Origin of the sequence: Allocoprococcus comes (assembly GCF_013300725.1) — a bacterium.
GTDB lineage: Bacteria > Bacillota > Clostridia > Lachnospirales > Lachnospiraceae > Allocoprococcus > Allocoprococcus comes_A.
This window is the reverse complement of the sequence record NZ_JAAIMM010000029.1, coordinates 17,276-42,828: the sequence shown is the minus strand read 5'-3', so window position 1 is coordinate 42,828 and position 25,553 is coordinate 17,276. Positions and strand designations below refer to the sequence as shown.

Annotated in this window: 28 protein-coding genes and 1 pseudogene; 21 read left to right on the top strand and 8 right to left on the bottom strand. The window is 42.6% G+C overall.

Features of this window, described 5'->3' with window-relative positions:
• The first annotated feature begins 284 nt into the window (after positions 1–284).
• Positions 285–1,244, top strand: coding sequence for a DHH family phosphoesterase (locus G4407_RS13730; RefSeq protein WP_173689322.1), 960 nt, complete (start codon positions 285–287; stop codon positions 1,242–1,244).
• Positions 1,245–1,298: 54 nt separating this feature from the next.
• Here the strand turns inward: G4407_RS13730 and G4407_RS13725 are convergent, their stop codons facing one another.
• Genes G4407_RS13725 through G4407_RS13715 form a run of 3 tightly spaced genes read right to left on the bottom strand, consistent with a single transcriptional unit; the run spans position 1,299 to position 3,165 of the window.
• Entirely contained in the window at positions 1,299–1,931 is a 633-nt protein-coding gene (locus tag G4407_RS13725) for an ABC-2 transporter permease (protein ID WP_173689321.1), read from the bottom strand.
• Position 1,932: 1 nt separating this feature from the next.
• A complete protein-coding gene (locus G4407_RS13720) occupies positions 1,933–2,790 on the bottom strand; it encodes an ABC transporter ATP-binding protein (RefSeq protein WP_173689320.1) in 858 nt (285 codons plus the stop codon).
• Between the two features lie 3 nt (positions 2,791–2,793).
• Positions 2,794–3,165 carry a GntR family transcriptional regulator gene (locus G4407_RS13715; RefSeq protein ID WP_173689319.1) on the bottom strand — a complete coding sequence of 124 codons (372 nt, stop codon included), beginning with the start codon at positions 3,163–3,165 and terminating at the stop codon, positions 2,794–2,796.
• Between the two features lie 243 nt (positions 3,166–3,408).
• Here G4407_RS13715 and G4407_RS13710 point away from each other — a divergent pair, with 243 nt between their 5' ends.
• The 4 genes from G4407_RS13710 to G4407_RS13695 all read left to right on the top strand — a co-directional run bounded on the left by G4407_RS13710 (position 3,409) and on the right by G4407_RS13695 (position 5,414).
• Complete coding sequence (locus tag G4407_RS13710) at positions 3,409–4,224, top strand: pyridoxamine kinase (protein ID WP_173689318.1); 816 nt, start codon at positions 3,409–3,411, stop codon at positions 4,222–4,224.
• On the top strand, positions 4,224–4,493 hold the full coding sequence (locus tag G4407_RS13705; protein ID WP_173689317.1) for a TIGR04076 family protein: 270 nt from the start codon (positions 4,224–4,226) through the stop codon (positions 4,491–4,493). Before G4407_RS13710 ends, G4407_RS13705 begins: the two co-directional genes overlap by 1 nt.
• Positions 4,494–4,689: 196 nt before the next feature.
• On the top strand, positions 4,690–4,827 hold the full coding sequence (locus tag G4407_RS13700) for a hypothetical protein (RefSeq protein WP_173689287.1): 138 nt from the start codon (positions 4,690–4,692) through the stop codon (positions 4,825–4,827).
• 17 nt (positions 4,828–4,844) lie between these two features.
• Positions 4,845–5,414 (top strand): GNAT family N-acetyltransferase, encoded by a 570-nt coding sequence (locus G4407_RS13695; RefSeq protein ID WP_173689316.1) that lies wholly within the window; start codon positions 4,845–4,847, stop codon positions 5,412–5,414.
• A 108-nt stretch (positions 5,415–5,522) separates the two neighbouring features.
• Here G4407_RS13695 and citX read toward each other — a convergent pair whose 3' ends face one another.
• A complete protein-coding gene (citX, locus tag G4407_RS13690; protein WP_173689315.1) occupies positions 5,523–6,017 on the bottom strand; it encodes a citrate lyase holo-[acyl-carrier protein] synthase in 495 nt (164 codons plus the stop codon).
• Between the two features lie 11 nt (positions 6,018–6,028).
• The gene (locus G4407_RS13685) at positions 6,029–7,150 is read right to left on the bottom strand and encodes a [citrate (pro-3S)-lyase] ligase (protein WP_173689314.1); all 1,122 of its coding nucleotides are present in this window, start codon (positions 7,148–7,150) and stop codon (positions 6,029–6,031) included.
• A gap of 263 nt (positions 7,151–7,413) precedes the next feature.
• On the opposite strand from G4407_RS13685, the gene G4407_RS13680 reads away from it, so the two are divergent.
• Positions 7,414–8,166: a DUF4866 domain-containing protein gene (locus tag G4407_RS13680; RefSeq protein WP_173689313.1), complete on the top strand. Its 753-nt coding sequence runs from the start codon at positions 7,414–7,416 to the stop codon at positions 8,164–8,166.
• A 71-nt stretch (positions 8,167–8,237) separates the two neighbouring features.
• On the opposite strand, the gene G4407_RS13675 is transcribed toward G4407_RS13680, so the two are convergent.
• On the bottom strand, positions 8,238–9,569 hold the full coding sequence (locus tag G4407_RS13675; RefSeq protein ID WP_173689312.1) for a threonine/serine exporter family protein: 1,332 nt from the start codon (positions 9,567–9,569) through the stop codon (positions 8,238–8,240).
• A gap of 320 nt (positions 9,570–9,889) precedes the next feature.
• On the opposite strand from G4407_RS13675, the gene G4407_RS13670 reads away from it, so the two are divergent.
• Positions 9,890–10,762, top strand: coding sequence for a phosphoribosylaminoimidazolesuccinocarboxamide synthase (locus G4407_RS13670; protein ID WP_173689311.1), 873 nt, complete (start codon positions 9,890–9,892; stop codon positions 10,760–10,762).
• Between the two features lie 79 nt (positions 10,763–10,841).
• Here the strand turns inward: G4407_RS13670 and G4407_RS13665 are convergent, their stop codons facing one another.
• Positions 10,842–11,654 (bottom strand): AraC family transcriptional regulator, encoded by an 813-nt coding sequence (locus G4407_RS13665; RefSeq protein ID WP_243259263.1) that lies wholly within the window; start codon positions 11,652–11,654, stop codon positions 10,842–10,844.
• Positions 11,655–11,790: 136 nt separating this feature from the next.
• Here G4407_RS13665 and G4407_RS13660 point away from each other — a divergent pair, with 136 nt between their 5' ends.
• The 5 genes and pseudogenes from G4407_RS13660 (at position 11,791) to cysK (ending at position 17,831) form a co-directional block, all read left to right on the top strand.
• On the top strand, positions 11,791–13,806 hold the full coding sequence (locus tag G4407_RS13660) for a beta-galactosidase (protein WP_173689310.1): 2,016 nt from the start codon (positions 11,791–11,793) through the stop codon (positions 13,804–13,806).
• A gap of 240 nt (positions 13,807–14,046) precedes the next feature.
• A complete protein-coding gene (locus tag G4407_RS13655) occupies positions 14,047–15,159 on the top strand; it encodes an ABC transporter substrate-binding protein (protein ID WP_173689309.1) in 1,113 nt (370 codons plus the stop codon).
• Positions 15,160–15,183: 24 nt separating this feature from the next.
• On the top strand, positions 15,184–15,975 hold the full coding sequence (locus G4407_RS13650; protein WP_173689308.1) for an ABC transporter ATP-binding protein: 792 nt from the start codon (positions 15,184–15,186) through the stop codon (positions 15,973–15,975).
• Positions 15,972–16,865 (top strand): ABC transporter permease, encoded by an 894-nt coding sequence (locus G4407_RS13645; protein ID WP_173689307.1) that lies wholly within the window; start codon positions 15,972–15,974, stop codon positions 16,863–16,865. Before G4407_RS13650 ends, G4407_RS13645 begins: the two co-directional genes overlap by 4 nt.
• 22 nt (positions 16,866–16,887) lie before the next feature.
• Positions 16,888–17,831 (top strand): annotated as a pseudogene (cysK, locus tag G4407_RS13640) (cysteine synthase A).
• 44 nt (positions 17,832–17,875) lie between these two features.
• Here cysK and G4407_RS13635 read toward each other — a convergent pair.
• Positions 17,876–18,139: a hypothetical protein gene (locus G4407_RS13635; protein ID WP_173689306.1), complete on the bottom strand. Its 264-nt coding sequence runs from the start codon at positions 18,137–18,139 to the stop codon at positions 17,876–17,878.
• A 609-nt stretch (positions 18,140–18,748) separates the two neighbouring features.
• On the opposite strand from G4407_RS13635, the gene G4407_RS13630 reads away from it, so the two are divergent.
• The 9 genes from G4407_RS13630 (at position 18,749) to phoU (ending at position 25,553) form a co-directional block, all read left to right on the top strand.
• On the top strand, positions 18,749–18,931 hold the full coding sequence (locus G4407_RS13630) for a hypothetical protein (protein ID WP_173689286.1): 183 nt from the start codon (positions 18,749–18,751) through the stop codon (positions 18,929–18,931).
• Between the two features lie 38 nt (positions 18,932–18,969).
• Positions 18,970–19,755 carry a glucosaminidase domain-containing protein gene (locus G4407_RS13625; RefSeq protein ID WP_243259262.1) on the top strand — a complete coding sequence of 262 codons (786 nt, stop codon included), beginning with the start codon at positions 18,970–18,972 and terminating at the stop codon, positions 19,753–19,755.
• A 21-nt stretch (positions 19,756–19,776) separates the two neighbouring features.
• Complete coding sequence (locus tag G4407_RS13620) at positions 19,777–20,289, top strand: cysteine hydrolase family protein (RefSeq protein ID WP_173689304.1); 513 nt, start codon at positions 19,777–19,779, stop codon at positions 20,287–20,289.
• Between the two features lie 133 nt (positions 20,290–20,422).
• The gene (locus tag G4407_RS13615; protein WP_173689303.1) at positions 20,423–21,130 is read left to right on the top strand and encodes a GTP pyrophosphokinase; all 708 of its coding nucleotides are present in this window, start codon (positions 20,423–20,425) and stop codon (positions 21,128–21,130) included.
• A 282-nt stretch (positions 21,131–21,412) separates the two neighbouring features.
• Positions 21,413–22,339 carry a substrate-binding domain-containing protein gene (locus tag G4407_RS13610; protein ID WP_173689302.1) on the top strand — a complete coding sequence of 309 codons (927 nt, stop codon included), beginning with the start codon at positions 21,413–21,415 and terminating at the stop codon, positions 22,337–22,339.
• 20 nt (positions 22,340–22,359) lie between these two features.
• The gene (pstC, locus tag G4407_RS13605; RefSeq protein ID WP_173689301.1) at positions 22,360–23,253 is read left to right on the top strand and encodes a phosphate ABC transporter permease subunit PstC; all 894 of its coding nucleotides are present in this window, start codon (positions 22,360–22,362) and stop codon (positions 23,251–23,253) included.
• 4 nt (positions 23,254–23,257) lie between these two features.
• Entirely contained in the window at positions 23,258–24,133 is an 876-nt protein-coding gene (pstA, locus tag G4407_RS13600) for a phosphate ABC transporter permease PstA (protein ID WP_420315004.1), read from the top strand.
• A gap of 13 nt (positions 24,134–24,146) precedes the next feature.
• Positions 24,147–24,896 (top strand): phosphate ABC transporter ATP-binding protein PstB, encoded by a 750-nt coding sequence (gene pstB / locus G4407_RS13595; protein ID WP_055158199.1) that lies wholly within the window; start codon positions 24,147–24,149, stop codon positions 24,894–24,896.
• The gene (gene phoU, locus G4407_RS13590) at positions 24,897–25,553 is read left to right on the top strand and encodes a phosphate signaling complex protein PhoU (protein ID WP_173689299.1); all 657 of its coding nucleotides are present in this window, start codon (positions 24,897–24,899) and stop codon (positions 25,551–25,553) included.

Genomic DNA, 25,553 nt, shown 5'->3' with positions numbered 1-25,553 from the left:
GCTGACTGTTACTAATCGGTCGAGGGCATAACCAAGAAGGTAGGACAGGGTAAGAGAAAATGGATGGAGTAAAGATTTAAATTTGTATGTGGTTTTGAAGGTACATGAGAAAAGTAAGGGAGCTGTAGACCATAAGGGTTTGCAGTTTTTTTATTTTACAAAAGGTATTTGATTTTTCATGAAAAAGCATGAACATGAAAAAGAATAAATTTAGTTTATTTACCTTTAAGGAAAAATGTGGTAATATGCTGAAAGAATGAGAGTAATCTAAGAGGCGGGAGAAAATGGGTTTTTTAAATCAGCTATTAAAGTACAAAAAAGTATGTATTCAGTGCCATAACTGTCCGGATGCAGATGCACTGGCGGCGGCATATGGCGTATATACATATTTAAAACTGCATGATATCAAAGCGTCGATTATTTACGGTGGAGAACGGGAGATACAGAAGAAGGATCTTTTGTATATGCTGAATATCTGTGAGATCCCGGCAGAGTATGTAAAGGAGCTTCCTGATACAGAGCTTCTGCTACTCGTTGATGGACAATACGGTCAGGGGAATGTATATCACTTTGATGCAGACAATATAGTGGTGATCGATCATCACATGCCTTTTATGAAAAAGACACCGCAGACATTGATCGACAATTCTTATCAGAGCTGTTCTACAATTGTATGGGAACTTCTGAAAGAAGAAGGATATGACGTGAAGGCAAACAGAGGACTGAGTATTGCGTTCTTATATGGATTGTATACAGATACTTCATCGTATGTGGATCTCTATAAGAAGAATGATATTGCCATGCGTGATGAATTACGGGATGATTATCCGGAGCTGGAGCGTCTGAAGAAATCCTGTATGAGTCTGGAAGATCTTATGATTGCCGGAGAAGCTCTACATCATGCTTATTTCGACCAGGATAAGCAGTATCTTCTGATCAGTGCCATGCATTGTGAACAGTCGGTACTTGGAATTATCGGCGATATGGCGATCAAAGTCGATGTAGCGAAGATCAGTATTGCATATACAGATATTGACAGTGGTTATCAGATTTCGGTAAGAAGTGCAGACAGAGATTATCTGGCAAATAAGGTTGCAGCGAAGCTGTGTGATGGAATTGGAAACGGCGGAGGGCATATGGACAAAGCCGGTGGTGTGATTTCAAGAGACTGCATCAGTGAACAGTATGCGGGATGGGAAATTGCCGATATTATTAAAGAGCGAATGGAAACGATTATGGAATAAACGAGCAAAAGCGGTTTACTTTGAGGTAAATCGCTTTTGTTATTATAGAAAGAATTACAAGTCCCGTTTCTGGTAAAATTTCATAGATAGAAACCATGAAAGTCCATAGAGTCCGAATACGATCAGAAAGACAATTACGATTGGGGCATGTGGAACTGCCATTTGTGTAATACGAAGTGAGAGATTATCCGTAACTTCCTGAAAGAAAGCCAGGATTACAAAAAAGAGAACGAATCCCGTATAATAGGCAAAGCGGCCTTTTTCACTTCCAAGCTTGAATGTAAATGGAAACATAAATGCCGGCGGTAATAAACCACAGGAAAGTATCACTGCAAAAGTTGAGAATAAGCCAAAAAGTTGAAAATTATGGTTTATTAACATATTACATACCTGTGCAAAAATAATTAGTAAACTTGATGCTCCAAGGACACATAAGGTTAAAATGTATTTGGAGGATACGATAGCTTTTCGGGTATATGGGAAAGTACAGGCATAGCTGTTCCAGTGTGCTTTTTCATCGTAAGAAAGCAGGTTTACCGGAATAATGCTGGAAAGTACAATCGGATACAGGGCGAAAAAGACCTGATCGTTTTTGATGCCGACGATTGTAAATATGAGTACTGCCAGAAAAAAGACACGGCAGTATTTCATCATAAGATAACAGTCTTTGCGTAAGAGTCCTTTCATATCAGTGCGCCTCCTTTATCATAAATATAAACAGGTCTTCAATGCTGACCGGCTGAACGGAAAAGCCTTCCGGAATCTGATCTCGGAGGATAACAGCTTCCGTATTATAAGAAGTCTGTTTGACTCCGATAATCGCAGAAGGATCCAGTTCCTGTAACTGTTCCTTTGTACACTGGATAATGCCATATTCTTCCAGGAGCCGGTCTTTTTCTTCATAAAGAACCAGTTTTCCTTTATGGAGAAATGCGATATAGTCACAGATTTTTTCCAGGTCACTTACAATGTGGGAAGAAATCAGGATCGCATGCGATTCATCACGTGTGAAATCGTTAAAAATGTCGAGAATCTCATCCCGTACCACAGGATCCAGTCCGCTGGTTGCTTCATCAAGGATCAGAAGCTTTGGATGGTGGGAGAGGGCAACTGCGATCCCGAGCTTCATCTTCATTCCTTTGGAGAACTGTCCAAATTCTTTTTTCTCCGGAAGATGAAAAGTCTGGAGATACTGGCTGTACAAAGAAGAATCCCAGTTGTTGAAAGAATCCTTCATAATCAGCCCGATCTGTGTCGGAGTCAGGCATTCTGGAAAACCGACTTCGTCCATAACAACGCCAATCTCTTCTTTTGGGATAGAAGTTTCGGTAGAGCAGTCTTTCCCAAGAATCCGTATGGTACCGGAATCTTTCCTGATAATATCCAGAATCAGCTTGATTGCGGTCGTCTTTCCGGCACCATTTTCCCCGATCAGTCCAAGGATACAGCCGCTTGGAAGTGTAAGATTCAGATGATCCAGTGAAAATCCGGGATAGGATTTGCACAGATCTTTTAGTTCTAATGCATTTGTTTCAAATGTGGTCATAAGTTATTCCTCCATCATGAAATGAAGCATCTCGGTAAGCTCCTGTTCACTGAGATTACAGGAAGCTGCAAGATGTACTATTTTTTCCATATAGTCTTCAATTTTCTTTAGATTGGTTTCACGCAGAAGATCCGTGTTAAGCGGAGCGACAAAGCAGCCTTTTGCTGCGATTGTATAAATGAATCCTTCTTTTTCCAGTTCATCGTAAGCCCGTTTGGTGGTCACGACACTGATCCGGAGGTCTTTGGCAAGGCTTCGGATGGAAGGCAGGGCTTCATCTTCCAGGAGCGTTCCGCTGATGATCTGAGACTTAAGCTGCGTGTAAATCTGTTCATAGATGGGTGCACCACTTTTGTTATCTATGAAAATATTCACGTCTTCACCTCATTTTTACATGTTTTAACTGTATAGGTACAGTATATACAGCTAGTACAGATGTGTCAAGAGTAAGAATAATATTTAGTCTTTTTCTATGTGGAAAAAGGTAATGCGGGAAATGCTGACGGAATATGAGAAGGCTTCTATCTTTTTCATTGCTTGTATACAAATTTGATTCATGGTATGATAAATTTTATAGTAGAAAAAAGTGCGGAAAATTTCCAGAAAAGAGGATAAAACATGAAGAGTATATTACTTATCAACGATATGGCAGGCTATGGAAAGGTCGCGTTATCTTCGATGATACCAATCCTTTCCAGCATGAAATTCCAAGTATACAACCTTCCGACAGCATTGGTGTCAAATACATTGGACTACGGAAAATTCGACATTCTGGAAACAACGGATTATATGAAGAACAGTATGCGGATCTGGGACGAGCTTGGATTTAAGTTTGACATGATCAGTACCGGATTTCTGGTTTCTGAAGAACAGACAAAGCTGGTTTCCGAGTATTGTCAGAAGAAAAAAGAGGATGGAACTTTCATTTTCGTAGACCCGATCATGGGAGATGACGGACACCTTTACAATGGTGTGACGGAGAAGACCGTTACTTATATGCGTCAGATGTGCAAGGTGGCAGATATGATCGTACCGAATTATACGGAAGCAGCTTTTCTTGCAGGAAAGTATACAGACAAGATGGATCTTACAAAAGAAGAAGCAGAGGATCTGATCCGGATGCTTCATGCAGATGGAGCAAAGACGGTAGTTATTACCAGTATGAAGATCGATGGACACTCCTGTACGATGATTCTGGATGGAGAAAATGGCGAGATCACCAGCCTTCCATATACAGAAATTCCGGTTCGGTTTGCCGGAACAGGAGACATTTTTTCTTCTGTCCTGATCGGTAAATTCAAGAGCGGAACGCCGCTGACAGAAAGTGTCCGGCTTGCAATGAATGCAGTGGAAAAGCTGATTGCAAAAAATAAGGATAACGAAGATAAATACAAAGGAATTCCAATTGAACAGTATCTGGAGGAAATTGTATAATGAGCAGAAGACCGAAGATAAAAATTACATTGATCGACCGGAAAGGACCGGTTGGATGTCACAGAGGACATAAGATTGGAGACAGCTATGATTTTGATACCCAAAGAGGTGAACTTTGCCCGATGGCGATGCATGTGGCATTTCCATATGTGGATATCCTGCGGTACGGCGGAAATATTCCGGGACAGGAGCCAGGAACGGCAGTATTTTGCTGTCCGGATGTGGATACGATCAATGTGTTTAAGATTGAAGTGTGTGAGGAAGACTAGAAAAAGATGGATGCGGATTCTGGGGGAACGCGCATTTGATATGGAAGGAAAATGATGCAGACTTTTGTGAATACCGGAATAAAAATGGAAGTTATAGATGAAATCATTTCATTTGTAAAAAAATATAATATACACCGTGTGATAATGTCGTTTTAACTGGTTTGGTTGGATTATATGAAATTACTTTTGAGCAGTCATGGAAGATGATGAAAGAAATAATGTAACACATTCTTATAACCGGAAGATTGCGATGGGAATCATTACGCTGGCAAAACAGGAGTTTTACAAAATGTTCTGTGAATTGAAAGAAGAAATTGACAGCAACTGGATATAGGGATCAGGAGTAGAAAAATGGATACAAATGAAATCAGGATCCGCCCGGCAACTGAGGCGGACGCGGAAGAAATTTTAAATATCTATGCACCGTATGTTACGGACACAGCAATTACCTTTGAATATGACGTGCCGACTCTGGAAGAGTTTACCGGGCGGATTCACCATACACTGGAGAAATATCCGTATCTGGTGGCGGTAAGAGATGGGGAGATCATCGGTTATGCATATGCCGGAGCTTTTTATGGCCGGGCTGCATATGACTGGTCGGCGGAAACTACGATTTACATTAAGAAAGATTGCAGACACAGTGGCGTTGGGAAATTACTTTATCAGGCACTGGAGGATGCGCTGAAAGCGCAGAATATCATCAATCTGTATGCGTGCATCGGCTATCCCGAGGTGGATGATGAATATCTGACAAAGAACAGTGAGCAGTTCCATGAGCATCTGGGGTATCGTCTGATCGGAGAATTCCGAAAGTGTGGTTACAAATTTGGACGATGGTATCATATGGTCTGGATGGAGAAGATGATCGGAGAGCATCCGGAAAAACCGGAGCCGGTAAAGCGTTTTAAAGAAATTTAAGGAAATGAGTAAAAAGAAAAACTTGAGATTTAAATAGCTAAATAAAAAATTTGCCATATAACGATGTGAATGATAAGAACAACCGTTATATGACAAATTTTTATTGTATTACAATAATATTTCTTCAATCTTAGCCTGCATCTCAGAAACGGTATGTTTCCGCGACCTGGCACATTCCTGTGCCTGACAGCCGCAGATCAGGCATTTACGGTAGACACTGCGGGAGAGTTTTTCCCCGTCCGTTCCGATTACATCCATATCAAAAAGCCGTCCAAACGGATGCATTTCTTCAATTTCTGTAGTTAGTTCTTTGATCTTATCTGCCGGATAGTCAACTGCAAGAAGGATTTCATTTCCGGTCTTATCATCAAATTCAATCTGTGAGAGAACCGGAATGTTCTCTTTTTGTAATGCATCGAACAGAGCTTTTTTCCCGGAAAGGAATGCTTTTTTGATCTTGTCATTTGTCTTTATTGGTCCCGGGATATTCATGCAGAATGAGATCACCGGGCAATGGTATTTCTGAATATATGCGTTCTGCGTATTGACGCGGCGCTCTCGGCAGGCGAGCATGTCGGTTAATACAACTTCCTGTCCTTCCATTTTGATTCCTCCTAATAATGAATTACATTTTGCTGTTTTTTAATCCGCTCGATCACAGGCACAGCTTCCGGACTTCTGAAGTAATCCAGTGTGGTCTGTGGAACCAGCTTTGCAAGTGTATCGAAATTATCATTTTGCAGGGCAAGACGTACATTGGAAGCACTGATCGGTGTGTCCTCACAGGTCTTTCGTGGTACGATGATACATTCAATTCCCTGCTCCGGCAGCTTCTCAGACATGATCTGGTTGTAGATTCCGGTAACTAGGCTTGTCGGCTCTTCCCCCACATAGCGGCGTGTGATGCCGAGTGTCTTTGCAATCTGCGTAAATACAGTCAGATCCAGCATGGCATGGCTTTCGATGACTGCATTTTCATCTTTCTGGAAATAGCTCGGGAAGGTGGCATTGCTGATGATATACGGACCACTGTCGTGATAGCAGATGTTTTTCAAATGTGCAGTTCCTTCTATGACGAGCCGTTTTCTTACCTGAAACGGAACCAGGCTTGCATCCTCACTGACGATGAAGAGGTGAAGCAGGTCATTTTCAGCGGCAGCTTTTTCGACAAGGTACTGGTGGCCGAGGGTGAATGGGTTGGCGTTCATGACGAGTGCGGCAACTTTTTTATCTGAACAATCGCATGAAGCGTCAGTGTCCGACTCTGAATTTGGCGCGGCAGATGAGTCAGCTACAGCATACCCTTCCGGGAGCGGATCCTTTGCAAGACTGTTCAGATAGTTCTGGAATCCGGTTTTCCGGTTCTCCATGAAGACAATCTGCCCCTCAATCCGGGCAATTTCATAGAATCCAAGATCGCCGAAGAATTTTGCCGAATTACATTTGGTATAGAGGAAGAGGTGGGTATTCCCTCTTGAAAACTGGAACTCGATCAGATGTGAGACGATGGAATTCATCAGTCCCTCACCCTGATGTTCATGGCTTACGGAAAAACATCGTAAGGTGTTGCCAAAGCAGCTTCCGGTTGCGATAATGTGCATCTCATCGTCATACATTCCACAGGTGTAATCCAGGTTGGCATCCCTGCGGATTCCTTCTGAGACAAGCAGCGCGTCCACTTCGTCATTGGCTCTTTTGTCGGAAGGATAGATTTGAGAAATATAATAATCTGACATAGATAGAATCCTTTCTGCCTGGCTGCATGGCAGCCAAAAGTATTTACTGAAATTATTTTAACATCTGTACCGGAAAAGTAAAGAGAAGAGGGGATTCTGAAAATGAATACGGGTATGATTTTTTGAAAAAATACAAAATCGTCATTATGTCACAGTGATATAGTTACAATACAAATTATGCAATTTACGAATCACTTGGATAAACCTATAATATAGTAGGATTTAAAGAAATCATATCATTAGGAAGTAAAGGAAGGATAGATATGGCAACGATTTTTCCAAGAGAAGAAAAGGCTGAGATGTTATTTGACAAAATACTGGAAAACCCGGAGGCATGCAGACGCCTGAAAAGCACTTTTTATGATGCAATTGATTCCGGAGATGAATTTATGACGGAGAATCTTCCGGCAAAGCAGTTTACGAGTGCATTATTTGATGCGTATGAAAATAAAGATCTGACAGCATTTCTGATGGCGGTGTGCCAGAACAGTATGTTTGATCTTTTGAGAAATGCTTTTCTTGTGCCGTTTAAGTTTAATGCGGACGGTCAGATGAATCCGTATTTTCTGACGGATGAAGATGGAAATCTGCTGGAGGATCTGCCGGTTCGCGTAAAAGAAAAAGAATATGAAAAGTTCTGCAAAGTTTACCAGAAGCGTGACAAAGTAAAAATGTATCTGGCTCACGGTTATCGAAAAAGACACTCTTATGATCTGGATACAATGGAAGCGCAGGAGTACAAGATGGGAGAACATAACGGAGTTCTTCTGATTTATGAACTTCCGGATACGGTAAAAGAAAAAAAGACAGAAGCAGAAGCCTATGCAGCAGTGTGGGATATCATGATGGAGCTTCAGAAGGATCTTCCAAGATCGGTTGTGTATTATGGACAGGATTCGCTGGAAGAGGACGGAAAGCGATACGATGAAATGGGGGTATTTCTTCCGCTTGAACATTTTTCCGACAGGCTGGAAAGACATATTGAAAAGGCAGACCAGATTATATACAGGAAATAAAGCAGATAAAAATGGTGTATGAAAACGACAAAACATTTTTCATACACCATTTTTTTATCGAAAAAAACGTTTTACGTGCAATACCGGAAAGTCTTGTCTGTCAGGATTCTTGCAAAGATCAGTCCAAGTGGTAAAGCAAGAATGATAAGTAGTGCTGCCGCAAACCATGAAGCGGAAGTCTGGAGTGACATGACGCCCAGGTTGTAAATTGCCCGGTACAGGTAAAGTCCGGGTACCATGATGACGATGGATGGAACGGTCAGCGAAATTCTTGGATAACCAATCCGGCTTTTTAAGACAGATGCCAGAATTCCGGCAGTCAGTGCGCCGATAAATGCGGCGGCAGCAGGCGGCAGGGATGCCAGGTCAACAAGTTCAAGCCGGAGGGTATTCGCAATTGCACCGAGGATCCCGGCAGTCGCGGCAAGTTCTTTTGGACTGTTAAACATGATCGAGAAACCAAAGACTCCACAGAAGCTGGCGAGAAGCCGGAACAGAATATGCTGCCAGAGTGTGAGTGACAGAGACGGGAAATCATTTGGTTTCAGATGAAGGATCAGCGCCATGATCCATGCGGTCATTGTTGCGACAAGAATAATGATCATTGCATAAGTCAGGCGTTCCAGACCAGACCGCATATCCAGTTTTGCAAGGTCAATACCACTGGTGATGAATGGAAATCCCGGTATGATAAAAAGCATGGAACAGATATATCCGGCTTCATGCTCAAGTGAAATTCCAAACAGGACTTCTGTCAATTTTAAAAGTGCGGCATATACCATACATGCAGCTGCCACAGAGGCTGTAATACCTAAAAATAAGGTGAAATGGTGTTTGGTCAGTTTACACCTTACAAAATTACCGATTCCGGCACCACAGAAAGCGAGAAGCATTTCCACCGGACCGCCACCCAGGAGAAAGGTAAATGCGCCACAGGCAAGTGCAGCTGCAAATCCGAGTGCGATCGGGGAATACAGACCGTGGATCCGCTCAATTTCATCCAGGTAAGAATGGAGCTGCTCTCCGGAAAGATATTTTTCTTTTGTTGGAAAATCATTGATAAAGTTCTCTAAACGATTCAGTTTCGAGGTGTTGACGCCAGTATTGGTCAGGCACAGCGACTGTGAAAAACAGTTTTCTCCGTCAAAACAGGTATATTCAATAGACATCAGACCGATATCAGCGGTACAGGTGATTCCGAGTTCACGGGAAAGCGTATTCATAGAACTGCGGACACGCCATGCACCGGTACCACAGGAAAGAAGCATCATACCGGTTCTTCCGACGATGGAAGCTTTTTCTATAAGGCTGGCTTCTGTGATCGGAATGGTATCTTCTTTATTCAGAGCATAATCATGCCAGAGAATATCCATATGGTTTTTTTCTATAATGCCTTGCTGCATAAAATGCACTTCCTTTTGATATACCATAAATATATGTCTAGTATATTAAATATGTATTTATGATATTGATTTATTATAATACAGTATAGTCAGTAAAAGGGAAATGTCAAGAGTTCATTCTGAAAGTAATAAATGCTAATAAAAAATGCTAATAAGCCAGAAACCTTGTTTCTCTTGACACTCATTATGTTCGGTGTTACGGTTATTTAGGATGCAAGATATGGTGCAGATACTGAGAATACGGCATTCAAAGTGCACCGCTTTTGAGAGTTTTTATAAAACTCAGTTTACAAGAAAATAAAACAATGAGGTGTAAGAACATGCAGGAATTAAAACCGATCAAAGAAGGTAAAGTACGTGAGATTTATGACAATGGCGACAGCCTGATCATGGTTGCAACAGACCGTATCAGCTGCTTTGACGTGATTCTGAATAATGAAGTAACTAAGAAAGGTACTGTTCTGACACAGATGTCAAAATTCTGGTTCGACATGACAGAAGAGATTCTTCCGAACCATATGATCTCTGTAGATACAAAGGATATGCCGGAATTCTTCCAGCAGGAGAAATACGAAGGCAAATCCATGATGTGCAAGAAGCTGAACATGCTTCCAATCGAATGTATCGTTCGTGGCTATATCACAGGAAGTGGCTGGAAGAGCTACAAAGAGAATGGAACTGTATGCGGAATCAAACTTCCGGAAGGATTACAGGAATCAGACAAACTTCCTGAACCGATTTACACACCATCTACAAAAGCAGAGATCGGTGATCATGATGAGAATATTTCTTTTGAACAGAGTATCGATCATCTGGAAAAATATTTCCCGGGAAGAGGAAAAGAATTAGCAGAAAAGCTTCGTGACAACACGATTGCTCTTTATAAAAAATGTGCAGAATACGCACTCAGCAAAGGAATCATCATTGCAGATACCAAGTTTGAATTCGGTCTTGATGAAGATGGCAACATGGTGATCGGTGATGAGATGCTGACACCGGACAGTTCAAGATTCTGGCCGGCAGAAGGTTACGAACCGGGACATGGACAGCCGTCATTTGACAAGCAGTTCGCACGTGACTGGCTCACAGCCAATCCGGATAATAACTGGACACTTCCACAGGAAATCGTGGATAAGACAATCGAAAAATACCTGCAGGCATATGAGATGCTCACAGGCGAAAAACTTGCATAATTACATCACATGCCATGAGATAAAATATGACGAAAGGACCGGCGGTTTTGGACTGCCGGTTCTTTCGTGCATACAGAAGTTAATTTAATTTCCGAAATTCCAGTGGAGTAACCCCGGTAATCTTACGGAATACCGCAATAAAATGACTGGGATCTGTAAATCCTGTCTGTCGTGCGATTTCCTGTACTTCGCTACGTGGAGAGGAAAGAAGCAGTTCCCGTGCTTTGGCGATCCGGTAACTGGTCAGATATTCGTAAGCAGAGCATCCGAGAAAGCGTCGGAACAGGCGGGAAAGATATTGTGGTGTGACATAGACCATCCGGCTGAGTTCCTGAATCGTAAGAGGAGAATCATAGTTTGTTTCCATTTCATGAAGAACAGGAACCAGATATTGCTGATACAAAGGATCTGTGGCAGCCTGAACGGCAGTTCCGCCGGCGAGGAGCAGGAGGAGCTGATAACAGGAGGAAGACAGTGACAGAGGATCCAGAGGCGGATTCTGATACTGTGTAACCACCTTTTTTATAATCGTTGAAATGGGAATCCCCTGTTCGCTGGATATGAGGAGAACAGGCTGGTTCCCGGTAATATCCCCAATCGAGCTTTCCAGGGATCCGGTAAATGTTGCAAAGCACGTTTTCCAGTCCGGAGAGACATGGAGGCTTTGATAGGAATGCCGGATCGAGGGTGCGATGAGGATTCCTTCATTTTCTTTTAGCAGATATTCTTTTTCTTGTACTTTTACGATTCCCTCTCCGGTTTCCGTCTGGAGGTAATGGTAAAAAGGATAGCCCCGTGGGCGGTTTACAGCCTCCTGAATACGGTCGTTTCCAACAGAATCAAAGGTAAACGGCTCCGATGAGGGCAGATTTCTGAAAAAAATTGGCATCATATCACCTGTTTCAAAATGTTATATTATTAGTTTATCATGTTATACAAAGTTCTGTCCAGTTTTAGTATAATCAAGAAGAAACACAGGAAAAGCAGCCTGACAGAACGTGTGACAGACAGAAATAAAAGGAGATATTATGAAACGACCATTTAAGAGAATTTTATACGGCGGAGATTACAATCCAAACCAGTGGGGAAAAGAGATTTGGAAAGAAGATATGCGCATTTTCAAAGATGCTCGTATCAACAGTGCAACGATCAATGTATTTTCCTGGGCGAAGATCCAGCCGTCAGAAGAGACCTATAATTTTACAGAGCTGGATGAGATCATCGATATGCTAAGCCGGGAAAATTATGATATCGTGCTTGCAACTTCCACAGGAGCGCTCCCGGCATGGATGGTAAAACGTTATCCGGAAGTGGCAAGGACGGATTATGAAGGAAGACATCACAAATTCGGACAGAGACATAATGCCTGCCCGAATTCACCGGTGTTTCAGAAATTTGCATCCCGTCTTGCAGGAAAGCTCGCTGAGCGTTACGGGGATAATCCGCATGTGACCTGCTGGCATATCAGCAATGAGTATGGCGGAGAATGCTACTGCGAGAATTGTGAAAAAGCGTTCCGGGTATGGCTGCGCGAAAAATATCAGACACTGGATGAACTGAATAAAGCATGGAATACGGAATTCTGGGGACATACCATTTATGACTGGGATGAAGTGGTGCTTCCAAATGCGCTTGGTGACGGAATCGAAGATGCGGCAGAACCGCATATGACGGCATTTGCAGGAATTTCCATTGATTACTGCCGGTTCAATTCCGATGGAATGCTGAATAATTTTAAGATGGAAAAAGAAGCGATCCGCCGATACGACAAAGAGACCCCGATCACAACCAATATGATGGGAACCTTTAAGGGACTGGATTATTTCAAATGGGCGAAGGAAATGGATGTGATTTCCTGGGACAATTACCCGGCATATGATACGCCGTGGAGTCTGGTTGCAATGCGACATGATCTGATGCGTGGCCTTAAGGATGAGCCGTTTATGCTGATGGAGCAGACACCAAGCCAGCAGAACTGGCAGCCGTACAATTCCCTCAAGCGTCCGGGACAGATGCGGGCACAGAGCTACCAGACCATGGCACACGGTGCGGATACGATCCAGTTCTTCCAGCTTCGTCGAAGCGTAGGCGGATGCGAAAAATTCCACGGAGCAGTCATTGCCCATGCAGGAACAGAAAATACAAGAGTATTCCGCGAGGTAAAGCAGCTTGGTGAAGAGCTTGAACAGCTGAGCGATATCATACCAGGATCTGCAAATGAGGCACAGGTGGGTGTGATCTTTGACTGGGATAACTACTGGGCTCTGGAATATACAAGCGGTCCGTCCATTGACCTCAAATATGTGGAGCAGATTCATCATTATTATCGTTATTTCTATGAGAAAAATATCGGTGTCAGCATGATTCCGGTGGATGCAGATTTCTCCAAATATAAGATGGTCGTTGCACCGGTGCTTTATATGGTGAAACCGGGAATGAAAGAAGCATTGGAAGAATATGTGAGAAATGGTGGAATTCTCGTGACAACCTACATGAGTGGTATTGTCGGAGAGTCAGACAATGTATATCTGGGCGGATATCCGGGACCGTTAAAGGAGATGGCCGGTATCTGGGTAGAAGAAATCGATGCCCTCGCACCGGAACAGTATAATGTGGTGACTTTCAAAGATGGAAGCCAGAGCAAATGTAAGATCGTATGCGATCTGATGCATCTGGAAGGTGCGGAGTCACTTGGAGAATATGCGGAAGATTTCTATGCTGGTATGCCTGCGGTAACCCGAAATACCTATGGAAATGGAAAGCTGTATTATATTGGAAGCTGTATGGAAGATGCAGGTACTGATAAAGTGCTTGCGATGGCAGCAGAGGATGCAGGAGCAAATCCGGTTGCGGGAAATGGAAACGGTCTGGAGATCGTAAAACGTAACGGAGAAGGAAAGAGCTTCTATTTTGTGATGAACTTCAAGGATGAAGAACTGGAAATTCCGGAAGAATTTGCAGGAAAGAAGGATCTTTTAAGTGGAAATGAAGTTGAAAAGGGAGAAAAGCTTCCGAAGTTTGGCGTGAAGATTGTAGAAGAATAAAAAATCTGAGAGAAACATAAAAGGAAACAGGAATTTCAGACAGATGCAAAAGCAGAAATGTCTGGGATTTCTGTTTTTTTATTTAACAGGAAAAGTGCCAGCAAAGATGTTGTGCAGATTGTATGAAAATAAAAACATAGTTTTCCTACTTGACATATATGTTATAAGACGATATAATTCAAAACAACAAAAACCTATTAAATAGATAGGTAAATAAGGAAAAGAAAAAGGAGGACAAAGATGATGAAATTGAAACTCATTACAACAAAGGTAACAGCACTTAGTATCGCAGCAATATTGGCAGTAACGGGGCTCACAGCCTGTGGAAGCAAAACGACATCAGAGAGCAGTTCCAAAAAGGAAGCATCTGTGGACTCTGAAAATAGTACGATCAAATTTGCGATTCAGCCGGGAACTATTCGAACAGCAATTGTGATTCTGGCAAATGAACTCGGTTATTACAAAGAAGAAGGCGTGAATGTTGAATTTCCGGAGACACAGGATGGAACAGCTACCTTAACTGCTATCAGTTCCGGGAAATCAGATGTAGATGTTCTGGGAACCGGAGTTGTATCGGATCTTACATTTATTGCAAATGGTTCGGATCTGGTGATCTTCGGAGGAACCGCAGCAGAAGGCGGAGCCATCATTTCCAAACCGGAAGATGTGGACAAATTCAAAGATCTGAAAAATTATGAAGGAATCAAAGCAGCAATGGTCCGTGGTGACTCCGCCTGGGTAGTAACAAGAGCGAAGCTTCTGGAAGAAGGCGTAGATGTAGATTCCGTTCAGCTTGTAGAAGTAGACAGCCAGGCAAATGTGGCACAGGCAGTTGCAAAAGGGGAAGCGGAGGTTGGATTCCTTCCAATTGAATTTGCAAATTCCTATGCAGATATCGGAATTGAGCAGGTATATCAGGTAGGAGAGCTTTCTCCACTGTATGTATGCTGCCGTCAGGTAACTTCAAAGAAGAAACTGGAAGAAAAGCATGATGCATTTGTCAAATTTACAAAGGCAAATTTACGGGCATGGGAATATTACAGTGATGAAGCCAATCAGGATGATATCGTGAAAAAACTGGCTGATTTTTCCGGTCAGGATGAGGACTATGTAAAAAATTATTTATTTGTAAACCGCACCGTACTGACACTGGATCCGAACAAACAGGGAATCGAGACTTATTATCAGTCACTTAAGGATTCCGGATTCTTTGAGGATGACACAAAGGTAGATATTGATGATCATATTGATACTGAGATTTACAAAACAGCACTGGATGAACTGATCAAAGAAAATCCGGATGATGCATTTTATCAGGAACAGCTTACAACATTTAACAAGTACAACAAGTAGAGGAACATCATAAGGAGAGAATCCATGAGTAAGATAGAAATCAGGAATCTGTCATTTACATATGAAGATAATCATCAGAGGTTTGAGGCTCTGAAAAAGATCGATCTGTCGATCCGGGAGGGAGAGTTTGTATGCATTCTCGGACCGTCCGGATGCGGAAAAAGCACCCTTTTAACCGTGCTGGAAGGTCTGGAAAAAAGTACGGACGGAGAGATCCTGATTGATGGAGAAAAGGTGGAAGGACCGGGAAAGAACCGCGCCGTTGTATTCCAGCATTATTCCCTTTTCCCGTGGCTGACAGCCAGAGATAATGTAATCTTCGGAATTAAGCAAAGCGGGAAAAAATATACCCGTGCAGAAAGAAAAGAGCTTGCAGATGGCTATCTGAAAAGTGTGGAATTGGAAGAGGCTGCGAAAAAGTATCCATCCCAGCTTTCCGGTGGAATGCAGCAGAGAGTGGCAATTGCAAGAGCGATGGCGATGGAAGCAGACATCTTACTGATGGATGAACCTTTTGGTGCGATCGATCCAAAGCTCAGGCAGGAGCTTCAGGAATTTTTCTCAAAGCTCAGTAAAGAAAAAGGGAAAACGGTTCTTTTCGTTACCCATGACATTGATGAAGCCATTCTTCTTGCGGACCGGATCGTTGTGATGGAACCCGGAAAAATCCGTGCGGAGATTCCGGTTACGATCCCTTATCCGCGAAGAAAAGAAGAGCTTGCCGGAACGGATGACTATCGAAAACTTCATCAGAAACTGATTTCGCTGTTTCATAACCGTGTGGCAGAAGAAATCGGTGAGGAGGTGGTTCTGTGAGTATTCTGGTAAATCGTGCAAATATAGCGTTTCTTATCAATATTTTTCTGGTTCTCTTTTTGAAAACAGACCAGGAAGTGGAATCACCGATAGCATATCTGGCGGTGATTGTATTTGCAGAAGTTTTATTTTTAGTCAAATACATAAAAGACAGAAGAAAAAGTGCGATCGACATTGCATTTATTACCTTCCTGTTCTTAGGAATATGGGAAAGTGCTTATAAGCTTGGGTTTACACATCCTGTGTTGGTGCCGGCACCGGAAAATGTATTTTATGTCTTTATCGAACAGAAAGAGCTGATGCTTGCCGGAGTTGTAAGTTCCCTTGTCCTGCTGGCGTGGGGCGTTGGACTGGCGGTAATTCTGGGCGTGTTTTTAGGGCTTTTTACCGGATGGATTCCAAGACTTAGAGAAGCAGTCGTACCGATCGCCAATGTGATCAGCCCGATTCCGCCACTTGTATATACGCCTTATGTGGTAGCGGTGATGCCTACATTTAAAATCGCATCCATTTTTGTGATTTTTTCAGCAGTGTTCTGGCCTACATTTCAGACGATGATCGCCAGAGTCAGTGGGATGGATCCGAAGATCATTCAGTCGGCGAAGGTTATGAACGTATCGACTCCGAAGATGCTTTTTCAGGTCATTCTTCCTTATACGTTACCGGATATTATTGGAGGACTTCCGGGAACACTTAGAGGAGCGTTCCTGTGTCTGACAGGAGCAGAACTACTCGGAGCAACATCCGGTCTTGGATATTTTGTAAAGAAATTTTCGGATTATGCAGATTATACCAATGTGATAGCCGGAATTGTCCTGATGGGAATCGTGGTTACGATCATTGATGTGCTGGTAAAAAAACTGGAGAGCAGTCTGATCAAATGGAAATAGAAAACGGAAAGAGGAAGAAAAAATGGGAAGAATCTATGACAGCATATTAGAACTTACAGGAAGAACACCGCTTGTGGAGCTTCACAGAATTGAGAAACTTGAGGGAAGCCAGGCAAGGATCCTTGGGAAACTGGAATATTTTAATCCGGGTGGAAGTGTAAAAGACCGGATTGCAGTGAACATGATTGAGGCAGCAGAACAGGAAGGAAAATTAAAACCGGGTGGAACGATCATTGAAGGAACTTCAGGAAATACCGGGATCGGTCTTGCAATGGCAGCGGCTGCTAAAGGATATAAGGCGTATATCTGCATGCCGGAAAATATGTCAAAAGAAAGAATTCAGATTCTGAACGGCTATGGTGCAGAAGTCTATCTGACACCGGCTGAGAAAAATATGGGTGGTGCAGGTGAAAGGGCAGCACAGCTTCTGGAAGAAACACCGGGAGGTGTCGTGATCGGTCAGGGTGGAAACCTGAACAATCCAAATGCACATTTTAAGACGACAGGACCGGAAATCTGGGAAGATACAGAAGGAGAAGTGGATATTGTGGTTGCAGCAGTAGGAACCGGTGGAACCCTGACTGGACTTGGTGAATATTTAAGAGAAAAGAATCCGGATGTGGAATTCGTTGGAGTGGAACCGGCAGGATGCCCGGTGCTTTCCGGTGGAGAGCCTGGACCGCACAAGATCCAGGGAATCGGTGGTGGAATGATCGCTCCGGTGACAAGGCAGGAATTATTTAATGAGATTATTACTGTGACGGATGAAGATGCCTATGAGACAGCAAGACTTTCGGCAAAGACAGAAGGAATTTCGGTTGGAATTTCGTCAGGTGCGCGCTCTGGGTTGCAATCAAGGTGGCAAAGAGAGCTGAAAATGCAGGGAAGAATCTGGTTGTAATTTTGCCGGACAGTGGAGAGAGATATCTTTCCAGTGGAATTTATTCGGATGAGACGAAACGATAGAAGAAGAGAGGATTTTTCATGTGGCTGAAAAATCCTCTCTTTTTCTATTCTTCAATCACCTGGATTTCCAGAAAATCAAAATCGATCGAATCCACAAAGCTGTCCTGGTAGAATCTTGCTTTGGAATGCCGTTTGAATTCGTTGATATTGACATCCAGCCAGATTGGTTTGCTAAGATCAAATTCGTAGCAGATTTCATCCAGAGCATTAAAAATCTTGTGTGTTCTGGTATCGTCACTGTCATCACAGATGGTAGTGTCTTTGATCATACGGTTGTCTTTAAATTCTTTTCCCCATAAGCGGAACATGGTAAAATCCTCCTTATAAAAATTATGAAAAGCGCCAGTTAAGGCAAGAATATTTCTGCATCAAGTGATTTTCAGTATAGCGGATTTGAGGGAGAAAGTAAAGGAGAGTTATAAGATCATAGTCAGAGGAGTACATGAGTACATTGAAAGTAAGTTGATAGGGAGGTTGAATTGATTGGAAAGAAGAAAAGTTGAAGATAGATCAACAAAATAAGCTTAGAAAGTTGATTGAAAAAGATAAAGGCGAAGAATAGATCAAGAAAATAAGGCTAGGAAGTTGATTGAAAAAGATAAAGGCAAAGAATAGGTCAACAAAACAAGCCTTAGAAGTTGACTATATATTGGAAAAATGAAAAATCAGTCAATAAAGTAGGTCCTGAAAGTTGATCGAAAAGTGCAAAAACTAAAAATAAATCAACAAGAAACATCTTAAAAGTTGATTATATATTTTATAAGTCAAAAATAGGTCAACAAATCTAACATCTGACAGATTTTATTCTATGATATGATGTGCTATATTTAAGAGGGTGATATATTTTGTGTTTTATGGTATGAAGTAGTCTTTCTGGATTAAGTTGTAGAGCGGTCGGAATGGGATCATTGAGGTCAATGAACCCAATAAAGAACCAAATAATGAGCCTAATGAGCTTAATAAAGAACCTAATAATGAACTCAATGAGCTTAAAAGAAGCTCTTTTGATACTAAAGTTTATGAAAGAAAGAGCATCTTTATCAAGAACATGGAATAGGATAGAGAAAAAAGACAGGGAATCAGAAAAATGTCTGGAATAAAACGAGAAACTATAATCCGGGTTATACTGGGAATCTGTATGATAGTTGTATCGATTGGTATGATATATGGTAAGTCAAAAGCCGGGAATGCAAATGGAAACGACAGAACTTATATAGAAGAATCAGAAAAAAATGCAAAGCAGAAGAAGGCAGAGAAAAGCGAAAACGACAGCACGGGATCAGCAAAACAGGACAGCACAGTAAAAACTAAGATGACAGAACAGAAGCAGGTATCGGGCACCGAAGCAAAAGCAATTGCCGAGGCAGAAGCTATCGAGGCATCCATCCAGCCGGGACAGTATCCGGTGATGGGGATCAGCAGTATCCGCGCATGGCAATTAGTAAATTATTTTAAAGCGCATGGAAGCACTTATCCGGCAGAAGTTTTGGCGCAGGGAGGCGCCCCTGATATCGAGACATTTGCACAGATGTATTATGAAGAAGCCACGGCAGAAGGCGTTCGTCCGGAAGTCGCATTTGCACAGGCGATGAAAGAGACAGGCTGGCTGCAGTATGGCGGGGATATGCAGATTACCCAGTATAATTTTGCCGGGATCGGGACGACGGGAGGAGGTGTACCGGGAAATTCCTACCCGAATGTAAGAACCGGGATCCGGGCGCAGATCCAGCATCTGAAAGCTTATGCGACAGACGAAGCACTTGCCGGGGAATGTGTGGATGACCGGTACTCTTATGTGACAAAGGGGAGTGCACCATATGTGGAATGGCTGGGGCAGAAAGAGAACCCGGAAGGGTATGGCTGGGCAACCGGTGAACGTTATGGATACGACATTGTAGAAATGATTCATGCAATGCGAAAATAAAAGAAAGAAAAGAGGTACATTGTGAAAAAACTTTTAGTGGTAGTGGACATGCAAAATGATTTTGTGGATGGAAGCCTGGGAACAAAAGAAGCACAGGAAATCGTAAGTAGTGTAGTTGAAAAAGTGCAGGATGCAAGAGAAGAAGAGACAGATATTATTTTTACAAGAGATACCCATCAGGCAGATTATTTGCAGACTCAGGAAGGAAAAAAGCTTCCGGTGGAACATTGTATACAGGGTACGCATGGATGGGAAATTATCGATGCGTTAAAGCCATATGTATTAAAGAAGATTGATAAGCCAACATTTGGAAGTACGGAGCTGGCAGAAATTGCAAAAAAGATGAGATATACAGACATTGAACTTGTCGGACTTTGTACAGATATCTGTGTGGTATCGAATGCGTTACTGTTAAAGGCGGTACTTCCGGAAGCAAGGATCCAGGTGGATGCATCCTGCTGCGCAGGTGTGACACCGGCGACCCATCAGGCGGCATTAGAGACTATGAAAATGTGTCAGATTGAGATTGTCTAATTTATTAAAATACTATGAAGCTTGCCCCGGCTGTATAGATTTCAAAGAGAAAAAATGGTATACTGATTTTACTTTCGGGACGAAAAAGGGAGATAGATTCCGGAGGGAAGTATACATAAAAAGGGGAGATTACATGCAGTCAGCAATGAAGTATTACGATGATGTAGACAGCTGGAAGACCGTCATGTTTCTTTACAATTCCGCATTGAAAGAAGTAGGGACAAAGCTGGAGATACTGAACGATGAATTTCAACATGTACACAGATATAATCCGATCGAGCATATCAAGACCAGGATCAAATCCGCAGAAAGTATTGTGAAGAAGCTGAAGCGGTACGGATATGAGACAAGCATCGAGAACATGGTGCGTTATGTCAATGATATCGCAGGAGTCCGTCTGATCTGTTCGTTTACATCGGATATTTACCGGCTTGCAGAGATGATCGGGAATCAGAGCGACTTAAAGGTTCTGTCGATCAAAGACTACATCAAGAATCCAAAAGAGAGTGGATATAAAAGCTACCACATGCTGGTGTCTGTTCCGATCTTTCTGTCGGACAGTGTGGTAGATACAAAGGTCGAGATCCAGATCCGGACGATTGCGATGGATTTCTGGGCGAGTCTGGAGCATAAGATTTATTACAAGTTTGAAGGACAGGCACCAGAGTATATCAGCCGGGAATTAAAAGAATGCGCGGACATGGTATCGGCGTTGGATGATAAGATGCTGTCACTGAATGAGGCGATTCTGGAATGCCTGAAAGAGGGCGGCGAGAAGCCGATTCCGGAGAAGACAGAAGAAGTGGATGCGGAGATCATTGATAATCCGATGATACGATAAAAAGAGAGATAGGAAAAGAATTATAAAGAAGCAGGATCAGTCAACTGACTATTGAGGAATACCCTCAAAGTTAATTGGCTGATCCTTTTTTTGCCTATAATATGTACAACTCAATTCGGAACGCAGTGAGTTTCGAATTGGAAATGCGAGATTAAACAGGAAAAATCACATTTAACAAAAACTTTACACGTCCAGGATTTCAGATTTTACAACCGTTTTATATGATAGAGACCGTGAAGAAAAGAAAAAACAAAAACACATAAAACGGAGGATTTTAGTATTATGAAATTCAGAAAATTAATGGCAGTAACACTTGTAGCAGCAATGGCAGCAACAATGGCAGTTGGATGCGGCGGATCATCATCTGATAAGAGCGCAGACAGCAGTGCAGATAGCAGCACAGACAGCGGAAGTGATTTCGATACATCAAACGACATTACAATCGTATCCCGTGAAGATGGATCCGGTACAAGAGGAGCTTTCATCGAACTGTTCGGAATTGAAGAAAAACAGGATGATGGAACAAAGGTTGATATGACAACAACAGATGCACAGATCACAAACAATACATCTGTAATGCTTACAACAGTAGCAGGTGATGAATATGCAATTGGTTATGTTTCCCTTGGCTCTTTAAATGACAGCGTAAAAGCATTAAAAATCGACGGAGCAGAAGCAACAGCAGACAACATTGAAAACGGATCTTACAAAGTATCAAGACCATTCAACATTGCAATCAAGAAAGATCTTGACAACGAAGTAGCAAAAGATTTCATGGCATACATCATGAGCACAGAAGGACAGAAAGTGGTTGCTGATGAAAAATACATTCCGGTATCTGATGTAGAAGATTATGCAGGATCAAAACCATCTGGTAAATGTGTAGTTGGTGGATCTTCTTCTGTATCACCACTGATGGAAAAACTGATCGAAGCTTACAAAGCAGTAAACCCGAATGCAGAAATCGAACTTCAGACATCAGATTCTACAACAGGTATGACATCTACAATCGAAGGAAGCTATGACATCGGTATGGCATCAAGAGAACTGAAAGATGACGAAGCAGCAGAACTTGAAGCAACTGTTATCGCAACAGATGGTATCGCAGTTATCGTAAACAAAGCAAACCCGGCAGATGAACTTTCAGCAGATCAGGTGAAATCCATCTACGTTGGAGATGTTACTACATGGGATGAAGTTTCCAAATAAATCAAAGAGGAAATTAAAGAATGAAATCAAAAGCATGGACTGAAAAAGTCATGCAGGGAGTGTTCTTCATTGCCGCCTGTGCTTCGGTACTGGCGGTAGCTCTCATTTGCATCTTCTTATTTGCAAATGGAATCCCTGCAATCAGACAGATAGGATTTGTAAAATTTATAACCGGTGATATCTGGCGGCCTGGAAATGAACTCTTCGGTATCTTCCCGATGATCATTGGAAGTATCTATGTGACGGCAGGGGCGATCATATTCGGAGTTCCGATCGGAATCCTGACCTCGGTATTCATGGCAATGTATTGTCCGAAGAAGATTTATAAGCCGTTAAAAGCAGCAACCGAACTGCTTGCAGGTATTCCTTCGGTTGTATATGGCTTCTTCGGTATGGTGATCGTAGTTCCGATCATCCGGGACTTCGGAAGAACTTTAAAGATGATGGGACTGGTTGAAGAATCCGGCGATGGAAAAGGAATCCTGACTACATCAATTGTACTTGGTATGATGATCCTTCCAACGATCATCGGGACAACAGAAAGTGCAATGCGTGCAGTGCCGCCACAGTACTATGAAGGCTCGCTGGCACTTGGCGCAACCCAGGAAAGAAGTATTTTCAAAGTTGTGATTCCGGCGGCAAAGTCCGGTGTGATCACAGGGGTTGTCCTTGGAATCGGACGTGCGATCGGTGAAACGATGGCGGTGATCATGATCGCAGGAAACCAGCCACGACTGGTAAATAATATTTTACTCGGTGTCCGTACCCTGACCGGTAACATCGTGATCGAGATGGGATACGCGACCGGACTTCACAGGGAAGCGCTGATTGCAACAGGAGTCGTACTTTTTGTATTTATCCTGATCATCAATTTTAGTGTTGCGCTGCTTAAGAGGAGGGGTGAACATGAGTAATCAGATGAAAAAAACTGTGGGAGTCAACCGGGAAAATTTTGCAGATAAGGTAAAGAGCTATTTAAGACATCCGGGATCCATGATCTTGATGCTTCTGGTAATGCTTGCAGCATTTATCACATTTGCACTGCTTTTGTTCCTGATCTTTTATATTCTGGTAAATGGAATTCCGTATATCAAGCCGTCTTTGTTCTCGTTACATTATACCTCAGAGAATGCATCCGTTATACCGGCGCTGATCAATACGGTCGTTATGACACTGCTTTCTCTTCTGATTGCAGTACCGTTTGGAATTTTTTCAGCGATCTTCCTTGTAGAATATGCAGGAAAAGGAAATAAATTTATTGAAGTGATCCGTCTTACTACGGAGACACTTTCCGGTATTCCGTCAATCGTATATGGACTGTTCGGTATGCTGTTCTTTGTAAATACACTGAAATGGGGATTTTCCATCCTGGCAGGTGCATTTACCTTATCGATCATGATTCTTCCGCTGATCATGCGCCAGACAGAAGAAGCACTCAAAGCGGTTCCGGATTCTTACAGAGAAGGAAGCTTTGGACTTGGAGCAGGAAAGCTCCGTACGGTATTCCGTATTGTACTTCCATCAGCAGTGCCTGGAATCCTGGCAGGTGTGATCCTTGCCATCGGACGTATCGTAGGAGAGACGGCAGCACTGATTTACACAGCAGGAACGGTTGCACAGGTGCCAAAGAATGTACTTGGTTCCGGCCGTACACTGGCGATCCATATGTATATGCTGTCCAGTGAAGGACTGTATATGGACCAGGCGTATGCGACAGCAGTTATTTTGCTTGTACTGGTTGTTACGATCAACACCCTTTCCGGCGTGGTTGCGAAGAAACTGACGAAAGCATAGAGAGGAAAAGAAAATGTCAAAGATAAGTGTAAAAAATCTTGATTTATATTATGGCGATTTCAAAGCACTGAAAAATATCAATCTTGAAATTGAGCCAAATAAGATCACAGCGTTTATCGGGCCAAGTGGTTGTGGTAAATCCACACTTCTCAAGTCGATCAACCGCATGAATGACCTGGTAGAAGGATGCCGGATTGACGGAGAGATCCTTCTGGACGGACAGAATATTTTTAAAGGAATGGATGTAAATGTCCTGAGAAAAAGAGTCGGAATGGTATTCCAGAAACCAAATCCATTCCCGATGAGCATTTATGATAATATTGCTTACGGACCGAGAACGCACGGAATCCGTTCAAAGGCAAAACTGGATGATATTGTAGAAAAATCACTGCGTAATGCAGCTATCTGGGACGAGTGTAAGGACCGTCTGAAAAAGAGTGCACTTGGTATGTCCGGTGGACAGCAGCAGAGACTTTGCATTGCACGTGCACTTGCAGTAGAGCCGGAAGTACTTCTGATGGATGAACCGACTTCCGCACTGGATCCGATTTCAACATCCAAGATAGAAGACCTTGCGATGGAACTGAAAAAAGATTATACTATCGTTATGGTAACTCATAATATGCAGCAGGCAGTCCGAGTGTCGGACAACACCGCATTTTTCCTTCTTGGAGAAGTTGTAGAATATAATGATACTGAAAAATTATTCTCGATCCCGTCCGATAAGAGGACAGAAGATTATATTACAGGGAGGTTTGGTTAAATGCGGAACAGATTTGACAGACAGCTGGAAGAACTTAATGAGATGCTTATTCATATGGGAGAACTTTGCGAGACGGCAATCGAGGAAGCAACAGGAGCCCTGGAAGGACATGATATTGCCAGAGCAAAGGCTGTCATTACAGCAGACAGCGAGATCGATCAGATGGAAAAAGAAATTGAAAATCTCTGCCTGAAGCTTTTACTTCAGCAGCAGCCGGTAGCGCGGGATCTGCGAAGGATCTCGGCATCACTTAAGATGATCACGGATATGGAACGTATCGGAGATCAGACTGCGGATATTGCAGATATTGTGATTGCAACGAAATCAACAGAGGAAAAGAGTCTGAAGGATATTAACCGGATGGCAGAGTCGACAGTAAAGATGGTAAGAGACAGTGTATCTGCCTATGTACAGAAAGATCTGGAGCTTGCGAGAAGAGTCATGGCAGCAGATGATGAGGTAGATGATCTTTTTGATCTGGTAAAAGGAGATCTGGTAAAATTTATTTCTGATCACAAAGGAAATGCCGGAGATGAGGCAATCGACCTGATCATGATCGCAAAATATCTGGAGAGGATCGGAGATCATGCAACAAATATTGCAGAGTGGGTTGAATTTTCAATTACAGGTATTCATGCAGGCGGAACTGCAATCTAA